We start from the raw sequence: 15,888 nt of genomic DNA on the forward strand, positions 1-15,888 counted from the left end.
ACTGCCAGGGAAGTCATCTCCCGAATGATACGCCTAGCGCCTGCCAGTGGGCCCGGAAATGCAAGGGGACTCTGCACGAGTCCCCTCTGCCCGGTCGCGCCAGGCGCGAATGCGGCGACCCTTACGGCGCCGTCACCGGCTTGAGCGTGGCGTTGACGCGGCGCAGCTCGCCTTCGTCGAGCTGGCTGGTCATGGCGGCCAGGCGCAGCTGGTTCATCACCGCCGAAACGCGGGCCTCGGCCAGCGATTGTGCGGTGTTGGCGTGATCGGTCTGCGCATTCAGGACGTTGAGCGTGGTGCGGTCGCCCACGGCACGGCCCAGATAGGTTGCATCCAGGCGCAAAGCCGACGCCTTGAGCGCCTCTTCCAGTGCGCGCACGCGGGCGGCATCGGCCTCGCGCGCGCTCCACAGCAGGCGCGCCTGCTGGCCGACGGTGGTCTGGGCCTGTTGCAGATCCGCCTCGGCCTTGTCGGCCAGGGCGATCGCTTCGCGTTCCTTGGCGCTGCGCATGCCGCCGGTATAGAGCGGAATGTTCACCTGCACGCCCACCATGTAGTTGGTGTTGCGGTTGCTGGCCTGGCCGAAGTCGCCACTGCCCCAGACACGGTCCTTGCCGGCCTGCGCCACCAGATCGACTGTCACGGAAGACAGCGCATCGTGCTTGCGTACTTCCTGCCGCGCGATTTCGGCGGCGATCTGCTGCATGCGCAGCTGCGGGTTGTCGCCCTGCACCGATTGCAGCCATTGCTCCAGCGCCTTGTCGCTCACCAGCGTGGGCACGCGCGTGGGCAGCATGGCCGTAGGATGGGCCACACCGGTGCTGTCGGCCAGGATCCGGCGCTTGTTGTCCAGATCGAGGTCAGCCGCGACCTTCTGTGCCTTCAGGCCGGCCAGCGCGGCATCGGCCTCGTGGCTGTCGGTGACGGCCACGTCGCCCAGGCGGAAGCGCTCGTGTGCCTCGTCGGCCGAGCGCTGCACCGCCTGCAGCTGGTGCGCCAGGATGCGCTGGCGTTCCTGCGCCAGCGCCACGTCGAAGTAGCGCTGGGCGGTGCGCAGCATCAGGTCCATCTGCGCTGCCTGCCAGCCGCTGTCGCCCAGATCGGCCTGCAGCTTCAATTGGGCGCTGCCGGCCGAGCGGCCGCGGTTGTACAGCGGCTGCTGCGCCTGCACGCCCCAGCGTGTCATCTTGCCGCCGGTGACCGAGGTGGCAAAGTTCACCCCCGTCATCTGGGGCTGGCCCGGCATGGAAAACGCCGCACCATTCATCTCGGTTTCGCTGGTGGCAGCGCCTGCCGTGCCGCTGAGCATGACGTTGGGCTTCCACAGCGCCGAGGCCTGGTCGCGCTTGGTCTGGCTGGCGGCATGGTTCAGGCGCGCGCTGGCCAGTTCGCGGTCATGGCCCTGCACGCCGTTCCAGGCTTCGAGCAGGTCGACCGTGGTGGCCTGGGCGCCACCGGCCAGGGCTGCCAGCATCAGGGCCAGCAAAGTCTGTCTACGCATGAATTTATCCCTTGTGCCGCGCCAGCGATCCCTCGATCCAGCGCTGCAGGTCGGCCGCGCTCATGGCGCCGCTCTTGCGCTCCACCTCCCGGCCGCCCACATAGAGGGCGAGCGTGGGAATGCTGCGGATGCCGAGCACCGCACCGGTGTGCTGGTTGGCCTCGGTATCGAGCTTGGCGAAACGCACGCGCGGCATGCGTGCCGCGGCCTGTTCAAACTGCGGTGCCATCATGCGGCAGGGGCCGCACCATGGCGCCCAGAAATCCACCACCACCGGCATTTCGGTGCCAGACACGAAGGCCTGGAAATTGGCGTCGGTGAGCGCCACCGGATGGCGCGGCAACAGCTCCGCCTTGCAGCGGCCGCAGTTGACTTCCTTGTCCAGATCGGTTTCGGCGACGCGGTTCTTCGCGCCGCAGGCTGCACAGACGATTTGCATGATGGACTCCTTTGCGGAAAAAGCGCTCTCAGTTGCCAGGGCGGGCACCCAGCTTGCGCAGAATGGTTTCCAGCATGCACCACTTGGTGAAGCCGCTCTGCAGCAGGTTGGCGCCGACGAAGGCGGTGAACCACAGCCAGTTGGTGCTGTGGAAGATCGGGCTGCCCTGCACGCCCAGTGCCAGGGACAGCAGGATGAAGGTACCGCCGATCATACGGACGAGTTGCCAGGATGTCATGATGAGTTCTCCTTGAGGATGGATAGTAAGAAAACCGGAAGGCCTCAGACCGGACCGGAGGGCTTGTTCAGCCGCACGATGCCCAGGATCTTCAGCACGTATTTTTCGTAGATGGGCTCGGTGTTGCCCGATTTCATCTTGCTGATGAAGTACTTTTCGAAGGCGATCTTGCCCAGGTGCACCCACTTGCCTTTCTTGAACCAGTTGACGTTGCGCGGCGGGATCTGCGGCAACGCCACGAAGGCGGCGCCGGTGTCGCCCATGTCGGCCAGGCAGATGGCGTTCCAGGTGGCGGTGGCCTCGGCCTTCTCGCCTTTCAGGTCGGCGGCGATGTTCTCGGTGATGGCGCTGATCATGGTCTCGATCATGTAGCCGGTCTTGGGTGCGCCGGTGGCAACCGGCGTCACTTCCACCGGCGGAATCGCCACGCAGACGCCAGCCGAGAAGATATTGGGGTATTTCTTGCTGCGCTGGTGCTCGTCGATCAGCACGAAACCGCGCGGGTTGCACAGCTCGGGCACGGCGGCCACGGCATCCACGCCCTTGAAGGCCGGCAGCATCATGGACAGCTTGAACGGCACCTCATGCTGCTTCACCAGCGCACCGTTGTCGTCGAGCTGGTCCACGAACAGCTTGCCTTCTTCCACACGCGTGGTCTTGGCGTTGGTGATCCACTTGATGTCCTGGCTGCGCAGTTCGCTCTCGAGCATGCTCTTGCTGTCGCCCACGCCGCCCAGGCCGAGGTGGCCGATGTAGGGCTCGCTGGTGACATAGGTGATCGGCACCTTGTGGCGCAGCTTGCGCTTGCGCAGATCGGCCGCCACGATGAAGGCAAACTCGTAGGCCGGGCCGAAGCAGCTGGCGCCGGGCATGGCGCCGATCACGACCGGGCCCGGGTTCTGCAGGAATTTTTCGTAATCGGCCCAGAACTGCTCGGCGTGGTTCACCGTGCAGATGGAATGCGTGTAGCCGCCGTTGGGGCCGGAGCCGGGCACTTCCTCGAAGGCCAGGCGCGGGCCGGTGGTGATGACCAGGTAGTCGTAATCCACCGTCTGGCCGTTTTCCAGCGTCAGCTTGTTGCCGGGGGCGTCGATCGCCGTGACCGGGCTGGCAATGAAATCGATGCCCTTGCGCTTGAGCAGGGGCGCGATCTCCAGAATGATGTCCTCGCGCTTGCGCCAGCCCACCGCCACCCAGGGGTTGGACGGCACGAAGTGGAAGTAGTCGACCGCGCTGATGACGGTGACCTTGTGTTGCGCCGGCAATGCCGCACGCAGGTCGTAGGCGGCGGGCATGCCGCCGATGCCGGCGCCCATGATGACGATGTGGGCCATGGTTTGTCTCCTCAGTAGCCTCTGCAGTTAATGCGGCACAGCCTCTGTCGGGCCATTGCTCGCGGGGACCGGCCCGCCGTTGTCCAGCCCGTTGCCGGGCTGTCCGTACTGCTTGCGGTAGGCCATGTAGTACAGCATCGGAATCACCACCAGCGTCAGAATGGTGGAGACGAAGATGCCGAAGATCAGGGAGATGGCCAGGCCGTTGAAGATCGGGTCATCCAGGATGAAGAAGGCGCCGATCATGGCGGCCAGGCCGGTCAGCATGATGGGCTGGGCGCGCGTGATGGCCGACTTGACGATGGCTTCCTCGAAGGGCACGCCCTCCTTCAGCTGCAGGTTGATGAAGTCCACCAGCAGGATGGAGTTGCGCACGATGATGCCAGCCAGCGCGATCATGCCGATCATGCTGGTGGCCGTGTACTGCGCGCCGAGCAGCGCGTGGCCCGGCATCACGCCGATGATGGTCAGCGGGATCGGCGCCATGATGATCAGCGGCACCAGGTAGGAGCCGAACTGCGCCACCACCAGCAGGTAGATCAGGATCAGGCCGACGGCATAGGCGGCGCCCATGTCGCGGAAGGTTTCGTAGGTGATCTGCCACTCGCCGTCCCACTTGACGGCGTAGTTGCGGTACGGGTCCTGCGGCTGCTTGATGAAGTATTCATCCAGCTTGCCACCGTTGGGCGCCTGGATCTTGTCGAGCTCGCCGCGCATCTTGAACATGCCGTAGAGCGGGCTGTCCACCTCGCCGGCCATGTCACCCATGACGAAGCTGACCGGCAGCAGGTCCTTGTGGATGGAAGGCTGCTCGCGCACGCTGTCGCTCACGGTCACCAGTTCGCGGATCGGCACCAGCGTGCCGGCGCCGGTGCGCACGGACAGCTGCAGCAGCGCGTCCAGGCTGCCCATGGCCTCGGCCGGCAACTGGATCTGCGTCGGCACGGCATAGCGGCTCTGGTCGTGCAGGAAGGTGGCGGCGTCGCCCGACAGGCCGGTACGCAGCGTGGCCACGATGGCCTGCTGCGGCACGCCGAGCTGGGCCGCCTTGCGGCGATCGACGATCAGCTCGACCTTGGGAGCGGCTGCCGTGTTGGTAGTGTCCACGTCAACCACGTTGGCGGTGTTCTCGAACACCTTGCGCAGCGCGTTCGCCACCTGCTGGCGGCCTTCGGCCTCGGGGCCATAGACCTCGGCCACGATGGGCGACATCACCGGCGGGCCGGGCGGCACTTCCACCACTTTCACGTTGGCGCCGTGGCGCTTGCCGATTTCCTGCAGGCCGGGCCGCACACGCGTGGCAATGGCGTGGCTCTGGTCCTTGCGGTGCTTGGCGTCGACCAGGTTGACCTGGATATCGCCCATTTCGCTGGCGGTGCGCAGATAGTACTGGCGCACCAGGCCGTTGAAGTTGATCGGCGAAGCAGTGCCGGCATAGGCCTGGTAGTTCTTCACCTCGGGGATGGTGGCCAGATGCGCGCCCAGTTCGTGCATGACGGCAGCGGTCTTCTCCAGCGGCGTGCCGGCAGGCATGTCGACCACCACCTGGAATTCGCTCTTGTTGTCGAAGGGCAGCATCTTCAGCACCACCAGGCCGAACACCGGCAGCAGCACCGACAGCGCGATCAGGCCGGCCACGCCCAGCCCCAGCAGGCGGCGGTTGCGCTTGCCGGACTGCGGGTGCAGCAGCGGATTGAACACCTTGCGGAACAGCGGATCGAGCTTGCCGGCCAGGCCATGGCCGGCGGCCTTGCCATGGTCATCGCCATGCGTGGCCTTCATCCACAGACGCGCCAGCCAAGGGGTGACCATGAAGGCAATGGCCAACGACAGGAGCATGCCCATGCTGGCGTTGATCGGGATCGGGCTCATGTAGGGACCCATCAGGCCGGACACGAAGGCCATGGGCAGCAGCGCGGCGATCACGGTGAAGGTGGCCAGGATGGTGGGGCCGCCCACTTCGTCCACGGCACCGGGAATGATCTCGCGCAGGGACTTGCCCGGGTAGAGCTGCTGGTGGCGGTGGATGTTTTCCACCACCACGATGGCATCGTCCACCAGAATGCCGATGGAGAAGATCAGCGCGAACAGCGACACCCGGTTGAGCGTGAAGCCCCAGGCCCAGGAGGCAAACAGCGTCACGGTCAGCGTCAGCACCACCGCGGTGCCGACGATGGCTGCCTCGCGGCGGCCCAGCGCGATGAACACCAGCGCCACCACCGACAGCGTGGCGAACAGCAGCTTCTGGATCAGCTTGGTGGCCTTGTCGTTGGCGGTTTCGCCGTAATTGCGCGTTTCCTCGACGTAGACATCGGCCGGAATCACGGTGTTCTTGAGCTGGTCGACGCGCGTCATCACGGCGTTGGCCACGTCGATGGCGTTCTCGCCCGGCTTCTTGGTGACGGCGATGGTGACGGCGGGGTATTCGGCACCGCTGCGGGCGCTGGCGCCCTGCCCGGCTGCGGCTGCCGGGGCTGCGCCGGAGGCTTGCGCTGCTGCGGGGGCAGCCTTGGCGCTGTCAACGGCCCTGTCCCCCTGCTGCAGCGGCTCGCCATACCAGACATAGCGCGCCGGCGGCGGTGCGCCGTCGCGGATATTGGCCACGTCTTTCAGGAACACCGGCTTGCCGCCCGGGGCGCCCACCAGCAGGTCGGAGACGTCGTCCGCATTGCGCAGGTAGGGGCCGGATTCGATCGCCACGGCCTGGTTGCCGCTGATCAGGTCGCCCAGCGGCAGGCCGAAGTTGGCGGATTGCAGCGCATTGCGCAGATCGTGCACGGTGAGGCCGGCCGCGGACAGGCGGGCCGGGTCGACTTCGATCATGATGGCATGACCGGGGCCGCCGATGGTCGTGACCTCGCGCGTGCCCGGCACGCGCTTGATGTCTGCCTCGATGCTGTGCGCCACGCGCTCCAGATCGAAGGTGTCGCTGTCGGTGCGCTTGGTGTAGAGCGTGAGGGCCACGATGGGCACGTCATCGATGCCCTTGGGCTTGATGATGGGCGAGAGCACGCCCAGGCCCGGCGGCAGCCAGTCGGCATTGGCGCCAACCGTGTCATACAGGCGCACCAGCGCATCGTTGCGCTTGACGCCCACCTTGAACTGCACCGTGAGCACCGCCACGCCGGGGCGCGACACGCTCATCACGTGCTCCACGCCGGTCATCTGCGACAGCACCTGCTCGGCCGGAGTGGCCACCAGCGATTCCACGTCCTTCACGGCCGCGCCGGGGAAGGGCACGATCACGTTGGCCATGGTGACGTCGATCTGCGGCTCTTCCTCGCGCGGGGTGACCAGCACGGCAAACACGCCGAGCAGGAAGGCCACCAGTGCCAGCAGCGGCGTGATCTGCGCCGACTGGAAGAACGCGGCGATGCGTCCGGAAATGCCCATGCGCGCCGTGGTGGGCGGGGGCGTGGTGTGTTGTTCGCTCATGCCTGCCTCTCTGCCACGCTTACTGCACGCGGGCCGCAGCCTGCGGCTCGGTCACCACACGCTCGCCGGCCTGCAGGCCGGACAGGATCTCGACCTGGTCGCCCGTGGTGCGGCCCAGGCGCACCTGGCGCAGCAGCGGACGGTTTTTGGCGTCGAGCACGTACAGGCCGGTCATTTCGCCGCGGCGCACGATGGACTTGAGCGGCACGCGGATGTTCTGGCCCAGCAGAGCGGAGCCGGATGCAGGCGCCGAGCCACCTTGTGCGGCTGCGGCAGCGGCCGGCACCGGCAGCCAGACGCGGGCGAACATGCCCGGCACGGCGCGGTCCAGCCCGGCCGGCAGGTTGGCGCGCAGCGCCTGCGTGAGCGAGCGCGGATCGACCGCGGGCAGCACCTCGACGCGCGTGGGCGCAATCATGCTGCCGCCGGCATCGGGCAATTCGACCTGGGCCTTGGCCTGATCGACCTTGCCGATGACGGAGGACGGCACCGAAGCCGTCACGCGCAGGGAGGCCGGATCGTAGATGGTGAGCAGCGGGCGGCCCGGCATGGCCATGTCGCCCAGTTCGATGGAGAGTTGCGAGATGATGCCGGCATAGGGCGCCTTGACGACGTAGAAGCCGGATTGCGTGGTGGCGGCAGCGGCGGCGGCCGTCAGCGCGTTGACCTGGGCGGCGGCGGCACGGTAGCCGGCCTCGGCCTGCTCCAGCGCGGCCTTGCTGATGTAGTTCTTGGCGGCGAGCTGGCGCTTGCGTTCCAGATCCTTGGCAGCCACATCGAGCTGGGCGCGGGCGGCGCCGATCTGCGCCTGGCTCGCGGTGGCAGCCTGGTTGGCGGCGCGGGCGTCGATGCGCAGCAGCAACTGGCCGGCAGCCACGCGCTGGCCGGCACGCACCGGCAGCTCGACCACGGCACCGGGCACCTGGGCCGCCAGCGTGGTCTGGCGCAGCGACTCGACCGTGCCTTCGTAGCTGCTCATGCTGCCGTTGGCAGCGCTGGAAACGGCCACGCTGGGCAGGGGCGCCGCCAGCGCAACAGGACCGACACCGGCACCCAGGGCCGCGACGGCCAGCCAGCCGCCAACGCGGCGCAGAATGGATTGAGGCTTCATGGCAAACACACCTATCTTGTTCGAGTGGGGCGACATGGCGGCCCGAAGGCGAACACCACGCAGCAGCACGGCAAGGCCGCGCAGACAATTTACATTATACGTATTTGTGTGAATACGCAAATTCTTAATTGCGCAATCAATTGAATAGTTGTACAGTGCCAACTCTCCAACCGCATTTCCTGCCCGCATGACTTCCGACGGATTGCTTCAGCATCTGCCCGCGCAAGCGCTGGAACACATCGCCAGCTACTTCCGCACCCTGTCAGAAACCACCCGCCTGCGCATTCTCAATGTGCTGCGCAGTGGCCCCTGCAGTGTGGGAGAAATTGCCGAAAAAGTCGAATCCAGCCCGGCCAATGTCTCGCGCCACCTGCTGCTGCTGGCGCAGCAGGGCCTGGTCACGCGCGAGAGCCGGGGCAACAGCGTGTTCTACAGCGTGGCCGATTCTTCCGTCTTCGCCCTGTGCGATCTGGTGTGCAACCAGGTGGCGCAGCGCTGGGAGGCGCATGACAGCCAGCGCGAGGCGTTCGACAAGGCCCGCAAGCAGGCAAAGAAGCGCGGCTGATCCACCAAAATAACTAGCCCCCTCCCCCCACCCGCCAAGTGGCAAACCGGCCCGGTTTTTCTATAAACAGGGCATGGAAGTTTCCGCCCCCGCCTCTCCCGTCCTGTCTGACCCCTTCGGCCGCACCGTGGACTACCTGCGCGTGTCGGTCACCGACCGCTGCGACCTGCGCTGCACCTACTGCATGCCGCGGCGCTTTCGCGGTTTCGAGCAGCCCGGGCACTGGCTGACGCTGGAAGAGATCACGCGCGTGGTAGCCGCCTTCAGCCGCATGGGCACGCGCCGCGTGCGCCTGACCGGCGGCGAGCCGCTGCTGCGCAAGGGGCTGCCGGAGCTGGCGGCCAACATCGCCGCCCTGTCGGGCATCGAGGACCTGTCGCTCACCACCAATGGCACGCAGCTCGGCCGCCAGGCCCTGCTGCTGCGCTCGGCCGGCGTGCAGCGCCTGAACGTGAGCCTGGATTCGCTGCGCCACGAGTGCGTGCAGCACATCACCGGCAACGACTGCCTGGACCATGTGCTGGACGGCCTGCGCGCCGCCCAGCGTGCCGGCTTTGAACGCATCAAGATCAACATGGTGCCGATTGCAGGCGTGAACGAGCACGATATCGAGCCGATGGTGGCCTTCTGCATGGAGCACGGCTTCGTGCTGCGCCTGATCGAGGCGATGCCGGTAGGTGAACAGGGGCGGCAGACGCAAGGCGTGCCGCTGGGGCCGCTGCTGGAGGATCTGCAGCAGCGCTTCGGCCTGGTACGCTGCACCATGCCCCTGGGCGGCGGCCCGGCCCGCTACTGGACCAGCCCCGGCACCGGCTTCACGCTCGGCCTGATCACGCCGCTGTCGCAGCACTTCTGCGAAACCTGCAACCGCGTGCGCCTGTCGGTAGACGGCACGCTGTATCTCTGCCTGGGGCAGGAGGACAAGTTCGAACTGCGCCCGCTGCTGCGCGCCGGCTGCAGCGATGCCGAGCTGGAGCATGCCATCCGCCAGGCCATCACGCTCAAGCCCGAGCGACACGACTTTCTGGCGCGGCCGGAAAAGATCGTGCGCTTCATGTCCATGACCGGAGGCTGAGATGAAACACTCGATCGACCATCTGCTCGAAGGCTTCAAGCGCTTCCAGCACCAGCATTTCGGCGACGATGGCGGCATTTTCGACACCCTGCGCGACGGCCAGCACCCCAGCACGCTGGTAATCGGCTGCTGCGATTCGCGCGTGCATCCACCGATGCTGATGGATTCCGCGCCGGGCGATGTGTTTACCGTGCGCAATGTGGCCAATCTGGTGCCGCCCAACGAGCCGGACAACCCGCATGCCAGCGTGGCGGCGGCGCTGGAGTTTGCCGTGCTCAGCCTGGAGGTGCAGCACGTGATCGTGCTGGGCCATTCGAGTTGCGGCGGCATCCGCGCGCTGATGCAGCGCAGCACCCTGCCGGACAGCGCGCTCGGGCGCTGGCTGCGCATTGCCGAGCCGGCGCGGCGCTTTGTGTGCACGCACCACGCGGGCGTCTCGCAGGAGAAGCAACTGGCGCTGGCCGAACGCGCTGCCGTGCTGGTATCGCTGGAAAACCTGCTCTCTTACCCCTGGGTGGCCGAGCGCGTGCAGCAGTGCACGCTCACGCTGCACGGCTGGTATTTCGACATGCACAGCGGCTCGCTCTGGGGCTATGACACCGATGCGCGCCAGTTCCTGCCGCTGGTCTGCCCGCTGGAGCGCGCCCGTGAAGCACAGCGGCGCACTATGATCGCAGCATGAACCTCGACCAGCTCCCCAGCCGCCACAGCCTGAGCACCAAACTGCTGGTGCTCTCGGTGCTGTGGCTGGTGGTCGCCATGGTGTCCATCGGCTTCACGCTGCTGCTGTCGTGGAAGCTGGAAGGGGGCGCCGCCGCCATCAACGATGCCGGCAGCCTGCGCATGCGCACCTACCGCACCGTGATGCTGCTGAGCCAGAACGAATCTCCCGCGGTGGTGGAGGAGCAGCGTCGCCTGTTCCAGACCACGCTCGACCGCCTGATCGCCGGCGACCCGGCACGGCCGCTGTTCCTGCCCGACACGCCCGAGGTGCATGCGCAGGCCGCCTGGATCCGCGAGCACTGGCAACTGCGCATGGTGCCCTTGTTGCAGCCCGGACAGCTGCAAAGCAACGGCGCCCAGCTGCTGGACCGCGAGGCCGATGCCTTCGTCGACGGCATCGATCGTCTGGTGCGGCTGATCGAGATCGACAATGCGCGCAACACCTCCATGCTGCGCGTATTCCAGCTGGTGCTGATCGGCATGGCCACGGTGGGCGCGCTGAGCATGATGTACCTGCTCTACATCCTGGTGATCCTGCCGGTGAACCAGTTGCACCAGGGCATGCAGCGCCTGAGCCAGGGCGACCTGGGCAGCCGCGTGGATCTGGACCGGCAGGACGAATTCGGCGCGCTGTCGGACGGCTTCAACCAGATGGCGGACCGCCTGCAGGGGCTGGTGCAGACCATGGAGCAGCAGGTACGCGACAAGACACGGGAACTGGAATCGAACAACCGGCAGCTCACGGCGCTGTACCAGGTGACGGCATTCCTGCACCAGTCGCAGGATCTGGAGCAGACCTGCGAGGGCTTTCTGCAGCAGGTGATGCAGCTGACCGGCGCCAGCGCCGGCGCCGTGCGCCTGCTCGACAGCGAACGCGGCAAGATCGACGCGGTGGTGCAGATCGGCCTGCCCGACACCCTGCTCACGCAACAGGAATGCTCGCGCGTGAATGCCTGCTACTGCGGCCAGAGCGTGCAGACCGGCGAAACCGTGCTGCGCCGTATCGACCGCATGGAGCACACGGTGCCGCTGCTTCCCAGCCTGCCCTGCCAGAATGCGGGGTTTGACGCGGTCTCGGTGTTCCAGATCCGTGCCAGCCAGCAGGATCTGGGCATCTTCACGCTGTTCTTCCGCGATGGCGAGCAGCCGGGCGAGGAAGCCCGGCAGCTGCTGGAAGCATTGGGCAGCCATCTGGGCGTAGCCATCGCCAATACGCGCCTGGCCGCCCGCGACCGACAACTCGCCGTGATGGAAGAGCGCAACCTGATGGCCCAGGGCCTGCACGACAGCATTGCGCAGTCGCTCTCCTTCCTCAACCTGCAGGTGCAGATGCTGGAAGCGGCGGTGGCCGCCGGCGAGCAGGAGCAGGCGCGGGAGAACCTCGCCTTCATCCGCGCCGGCGTGCAGGAAAGCTACGACGACGTGCGCGAACTGCTGCTCAACTTCCGCGTGCGCATCAGCAAGGAGGAATTGCCGGAGGCGGTGCAGACCCTGCTGTCGCGCTTCGAGGCGCAGACCGGGGTGCACACCTCGCTCGACATGGGCGGCGACGGATTGCCGCTGGATCCGCAGCAGCAGTTGCAGGTGATCTTCATCCTGCAGGAGGCGCTGTCGAACGTGCGCAAGCATGCACAGGCCGACAGCGTGGCCGTTACCATCCGTAACGACGACGATTTCGTCATGAGCATCGCCGACAATGGCCGCGGCATCGATGCGGACGAGATGGAGGCGCGCCGCGAGCGCCACGTGGGCCTGTCCATCATGCAGGAGCGTGCCCGCCGCATCCACGCCAGCGTTACCATTACCCGGCAGGCAGCAGGCGGCACCCTGGTGTCGCTGCTGCTGCCCCAGAAAGAACGGATAGCGACATGATCATGCCCGCAGACACCCCGCCGCTGCGCATTCTGCTGGTGGACGACCATACCCTGTTCCGCAGCGGACTCAAGGCCCTGCTGCAGCGCCAGGGCGATTTCGAGGTTGTGGGCGAGGCTGGCGACGGGTTGGAAGGCGTGAAGCTCGCCGAACAGCTCAAACCCGATGCCGTGCTGCTCGACCTGGACATGCCCATCATGCACGGGCGCGATGCGCTGGCGCAGATTCTCAGTTCGCAGCCGGAACTGGCGGTGCTGATGCTGACCGTCTCGGAAGATGGCGAGGATCTGGCCGAATGCATGCGTCTGGGCGCGCGTGGCTACCTGCTCAAGAACATCCATGCCGATTTTCTGCTGGGCAGCATCCGCCGTGCGGTGGAAGGCGACAGCGTGCTCTCGCCCGAGATGACGGCCAAGCTGGTGCAGCGCCTGCGTGCGCCGGCGCCCGTGCAGCAGCCGTCCGAGTACGAATCTCTCACCCCGCGCGAGCGCGAGACGCTGGCCTGGCTGGCACAAGGCGCCAGCAACAAGCAGATCGCGCGCACGCTGGATGTGGCCGAAAGCACCATCAAGGTGCACGTGCAGAACATTTTGCGCAAGCTGGGCCTGCAGAGCCGGGTGCAGGCGGCGGTGTATGCCGTCGAGCATGGCTTCGACAAGACGGATCGGGGTGGCTGAGGCGAGTTGAACGCACCCACGCCAGCCTGACGCTGCGCCCGCCGTGCATTCCGGCACCCCTGTCCAGTGCAGCCAGCAGGATCCAAAACAAGGCAGCAGGACGCTTACACCGGCACTGCCAGAATCACGCTGGACGCCTTGAACAACGCCGTGGCACGCTGCCCTTCGGCCAGCTCCAGTGCATCGGCGCTGCCCTGGGTGATGATGGCGGCGATGGAGCGGCCCTCGCCCAGATCCAGCACCACCTCGGTATTGACGGCCCCGGGATGCACGCGGCTGATGCTGCCCGTCAGACGGTTGCGCGCGGAAAAGCGCACATCCTCCACTTCGGTGGCCAGCAGCACGGAGGAGGACTTGACCAGTGCAATGGCCGGGCCACCCGTCTGCAGGCCCAGGCTGACCACGCTGTCGTGCGTGACCACGGCGACGATCTGGTGGCCGCCGCCGATGTCGATGACCACCTCGTCGTTGACGGCACCGGTGTGGATGCTGTGGACCGTGCCGGTGAACTGGTTGCGTGCGCTGGTTTTCATGGCCATTTTCCTCATGAGCAAATAGTCGTCCGCCATGCCGGCGGCCTGGCGGGAGAGCAAGGCGAGAAACTTCTGGTGTTCTGCCTCGATCTGGCGAAAGTTGTCCACCAGCTGGAGGCCACGCTGCGTGAGGCGCGTGCCGCCGCCGCCCTTGCCGCCGCTGCTGCGTTCGAGCAGGGGCTCGCCGGCGAGCTGGTTCATGTGATCGATGGTGTCCCAGGCGCCCTTGTAGCTCACGCCGATGGCCTTGGCGGCCTGGGTGATGGAGCCGGTGCTGGCGATCGCTTCGAGCAGCGCCACCTGGCGGGTGCCGCCGAGCAACTCGCCCTGCACGGTCATGCTGAGCTGGCCTTGCAGGTCGATCGGGGGACTGGTGGGGGGGGTCTGAGACATGCTGAATGCTCCGCGCAGAGGGTTCCGCTCAGGCCGGCTGGTCCAGCCAGCGCCATAGCCAGGCCTTGTCGGGCAGCTGTCCGGCAAGAGGCAGGCCGGGGAAGTGTGCCTGCAACAGCGCCAGCAAGGCCTGCGGACTGGCAATACCTGCATCTTGCCAGAGTTCACTCTCGCCGGCGCTGACCATGGCCAATGCGCGGGCCAGCGCTTCGCTGTGCACGGGATCGGCATCCGGCGCGGCACAGGCCTGCAGGCACCGGGCCAGCCGGTGCTTGCGCGGCGGCACCTGGGCCTGCAGCAGGCGGTAGTGTGGTTCGGGCAAGGCCTGCAGTGGGGACAATTCGGGGAACAGGGTGTGCAGCATGGCGAGCAGCTCGGCCTGTGGCAGGCCCAGCGTCCACGCATACAGCGGCAGGTCGCCCTGCTGTGCGGCGCGCATCACGTGCATCACCACGCGCTCCGCCGGCTCCTGGCGCTCCTGCGCCAGCTGGTCGGCCAGGGTAAAGCGCTGGCCGTCAGGCCGCAGCAACAGGGGCGAGACGCATGCCGCCATGTGCCACCTCCTCCGGCACCGGGTCCCGGTGCTCCGTGCGTTGCGCTCCTGCCGGCGCGTGGGCGAATTCCTCGCGCAACACCCGGCCGTCCTGCAGATGGATGATGTGATCGCCCAGCTGGCGCGCATCCTCTGGGTCGTGCGTGATCAGCACCATGGGCAGTTGCAGGCGTTGCTGCAAACCGTTCAGTTCGTCGCGCAGGGTCTGGCGCAGCGCCGGGTCGAGCGCGGAAAACGGCTCGTCCAGCAGCAGCGCACCGGGTTGCGCCGCCAGTGCGCGCGCCAGGGCCACGCGCTGGCGCTGGCCACCGGAAAGCTGGTGCGGCATCTGCTCGGCCAGCGGGTCGATGTGCAGCGCCTCCAGCCACTGGTCCACCTCGGGCTGGCGCGCACGCGGGCGCGGATTGCGCCAGCCGCGCTGCAGGCCGAAGCCGATGTTCTGGCGCACCGTCAGATGCGGGAACAGCGCGTAGTCCTGGAACACATAACCCACGTGGCGCTGCTGCGGCGTCAGGTTGATGCCCTGCGCCGCATCAAACAAGGTGCGCCCCGCCACGCGCACATGGCCGGCATCGGGTTGCAGCAGGCCGGCAATGGCCTTGAGCGCGAGCGTCTTGCCCGCACCCGAGTTGCCCAGCAGCACCACGCGGCGATGTTCGGAGCGCCACTGCAGCTGCAAATGGAAGCGCCGCTCGCCGGAATGCAGCACCTTGTCAATCGCGATATCGAACATGCGCTCACCCCTCCCGCGAAGCAATGCGCCCGGGCGCCAACTTGCCGGCGGCCAACAGGATGGCCACGCAGGTGACGGAAATGATCAGCACCAGCAGGTTGGCCACATCGTCCTGCCCGGCCTGCACCGCTTCGTACACGGCGATGGACAGGGTCTGCGTCTGGCCGGGAATGCTGCCCGCGACCATCAGCGTGGCGCCGAACTCGCCCATGGCACGGGCAAAGGCCAGCAGCACGCCGGCCAGAATGCCGCGCCAGGCCAGCGGCAGCGTCACGCGCCAGAGCACGCCCCACTCGCTCACGCCGAGCACGCGCGCAGCCTGCTCCAGCCGGCCATCCACCGCCTCGAAGGCGGCGCGCGCCGGCTTGAATACCAGCGGGAATGCCACCACGCTGGCCGCAATCACCGCGCCCTGCCAGGTAAAGATCAGGTGGATGCCGAAAGTGTCCTGCAGCCAGCCACCGAGCCAGCCCTTGCGGCCGAGCAGCACCAGCAGGTAGTAGCCCAGCACCGTGGGCGGCATCACCATGGGCAGCGTGAGCACGGTATCGAGCAGCTCGCGCCCCGGAAAGCGCTTGCGCGCCAGCAGGTAGCCCACCGCCACACCCAGCACCAGATCAAGCAGCGTGGCCAGCCCCGCTACCTTGAGCGAGAGCGTGAGCGCGGAGGCGACCTGATCCATGGGGGCTGCAGCCTGTGACGCTGT

The 15,888-nt window shown here is 66.9% G+C and carries 15 protein-coding genes; 5 read left to right on the forward strand and 10 right to left on the reverse strand.

Annotation, left to right across the window (positions count from 1 at the left end; genetic code table 11):
* Positions 1-121: 121 nt before the first annotated feature.
* From KKQ75_RS09270 to KKQ75_RS09295, 6 genes are read right to left on the reverse strand one after another with little or no spacing between them, the layout of a single operon-like run.
* Positions 122-1,501 carry a TolC family protein gene (locus tag KKQ75_RS09270; RefSeq protein ID WP_213361744.1) on the reverse strand — a complete coding sequence of 460 codons (1,380 nt, stop codon included), beginning with the start codon at positions 1,499-1,501 and terminating at the stop codon, positions 122-124.
* Positions 1,502-1,505: 4 nt separating this feature from the next.
* A complete protein-coding gene (gene trxC / locus KKQ75_RS09275; RefSeq protein ID WP_213361745.1) occupies positions 1,506-1,940 on the reverse strand; it encodes a thioredoxin TrxC in 435 nt (144 codons plus the stop codon).
* 28 nt (positions 1,941-1,968) lie between these two features.
* Positions 1,969-2,178, reverse strand: coding sequence for a YgaP family membrane protein (locus KKQ75_RS09280; protein ID WP_213361746.1), 210 nt, complete (start codon positions 2,176-2,178; stop codon positions 1,969-1,971).
* A gap of 44 nt (positions 2,179-2,222) precedes the next feature.
* Positions 2,223-3,512, reverse strand: a complete 1,290-nt coding sequence (locus KKQ75_RS09285; protein WP_213361747.1) for an NAD(P)/FAD-dependent oxidoreductase — start codon at positions 3,510-3,512, stop codon at positions 2,223-2,225.
* A gap of 27 nt (positions 3,513-3,539) precedes the next feature.
* Positions 3,540-6,947, reverse strand: a complete 3,408-nt coding sequence (locus KKQ75_RS09290) for an efflux RND transporter permease subunit (protein ID WP_213361750.1) — start codon at positions 6,945-6,947, stop codon at positions 3,540-3,542.
* Between the two features lie 19 nt (positions 6,948-6,966).
* Positions 6,967-8,058 (reverse strand): efflux RND transporter periplasmic adaptor subunit, encoded by a 1,092-nt coding sequence (locus tag KKQ75_RS09295; protein WP_213361751.1) that lies wholly within the window; start codon positions 8,056-8,058, stop codon positions 6,967-6,969.
* A gap of 187 nt (positions 8,059-8,245) precedes the next feature.
* Between KKQ75_RS09295 and KKQ75_RS09300 the strand changes: the two genes are divergently transcribed.
* The 5 genes from KKQ75_RS09300 (at position 8,246) to KKQ75_RS09320 (ending at position 12,970) form a co-directional block, all read left to right on the forward strand.
* Entirely contained in the window at positions 8,246-8,623 is a 378-nt protein-coding gene (locus KKQ75_RS09300; protein WP_213361753.1) for an ArsR/SmtB family transcription factor, read from the forward strand.
* 73 nt (positions 8,624-8,696) lie between these two features.
* Positions 8,697-9,698: a GTP 3',8-cyclase MoaA gene (gene moaA / locus KKQ75_RS09305; protein WP_213361755.1), complete on the forward strand. Its 1,002-nt coding sequence runs from the start codon at positions 8,697-8,699 to the stop codon at positions 9,696-9,698.
* A gap of 1 nt (position 9,699) precedes the next feature.
* Positions 9,700-10,380, forward strand: a complete 681-nt coding sequence (locus KKQ75_RS09310; protein ID WP_213361756.1) for a carbonic anhydrase — start codon at positions 9,700-9,702, stop codon at positions 10,378-10,380.
* Positions 10,377-12,293 carry a type IV pili methyl-accepting chemotaxis transducer N-terminal domain-containing protein gene (locus KKQ75_RS09315; RefSeq protein ID WP_213361758.1) on the forward strand — a complete coding sequence of 639 codons (1,917 nt, stop codon included), beginning with the start codon at positions 10,377-10,379 and terminating at the stop codon, positions 12,291-12,293. The genes KKQ75_RS09310 and KKQ75_RS09315 overlap by 4 nt, the downstream gene beginning before the upstream one ends.
* Positions 12,294-12,295: 2 nt before the next feature.
* Positions 12,296-12,970 (forward strand): response regulator, encoded by a 675-nt coding sequence (locus KKQ75_RS09320; RefSeq protein WP_213362754.1) that lies wholly within the window; start codon positions 12,296-12,298, stop codon positions 12,968-12,970.
* Positions 12,971-13,074: 104 nt separating this feature from the next.
* On the opposite strand, the gene KKQ75_RS09325 is transcribed toward KKQ75_RS09320, so the two are convergent.
* The 4 genes from KKQ75_RS09325 to modB are packed head-to-tail and all read right to left on the reverse strand — an operon-like array spanning position 13,075 to position 15,864.
* Positions 13,075-13,896: a TOBE domain-containing protein gene (locus KKQ75_RS09325; RefSeq protein ID WP_213361760.1), complete on the reverse strand. Its 822-nt coding sequence runs from the start codon at positions 13,894-13,896 to the stop codon at positions 13,075-13,077.
* Between the two features lie 28 nt (positions 13,897-13,924).
* The gene (locus tag KKQ75_RS09330; protein ID WP_213361763.1) at positions 13,925-14,449 is read right to left on the reverse strand and encodes a nitrogen fixation protein NifQ; all 525 of its coding nucleotides are present in this window, start codon (positions 14,447-14,449) and stop codon (positions 13,925-13,927) included.
* Positions 14,412-15,182, reverse strand: coding sequence for an ATP-binding cassette domain-containing protein (locus KKQ75_RS09335; RefSeq protein ID WP_213361765.1), 771 nt, complete (start codon positions 15,180-15,182; stop codon positions 14,412-14,414). Before KKQ75_RS09335 ends, KKQ75_RS09330 begins: the two co-directional genes overlap by 38 nt.
* Before the next feature lie 4 nt (positions 15,183-15,186).
* Complete coding sequence (gene modB, locus KKQ75_RS09340; protein ID WP_213361766.1) at positions 15,187-15,864, reverse strand: molybdate ABC transporter permease subunit; 678 nt, start codon at positions 15,862-15,864, stop codon at positions 15,187-15,189.
* Between the last annotated feature and the right edge of the window lie 24 nt (positions 15,865-15,888).

The sequence above is a fragment of the Brachymonas denitrificans genome, from assembly GCF_907163135.1.
Classification (GTDB): Bacteria; Pseudomonadota; Gammaproteobacteria; order Burkholderiales; family Burkholderiaceae_C; genus Brachymonas; species Brachymonas denitrificans_A.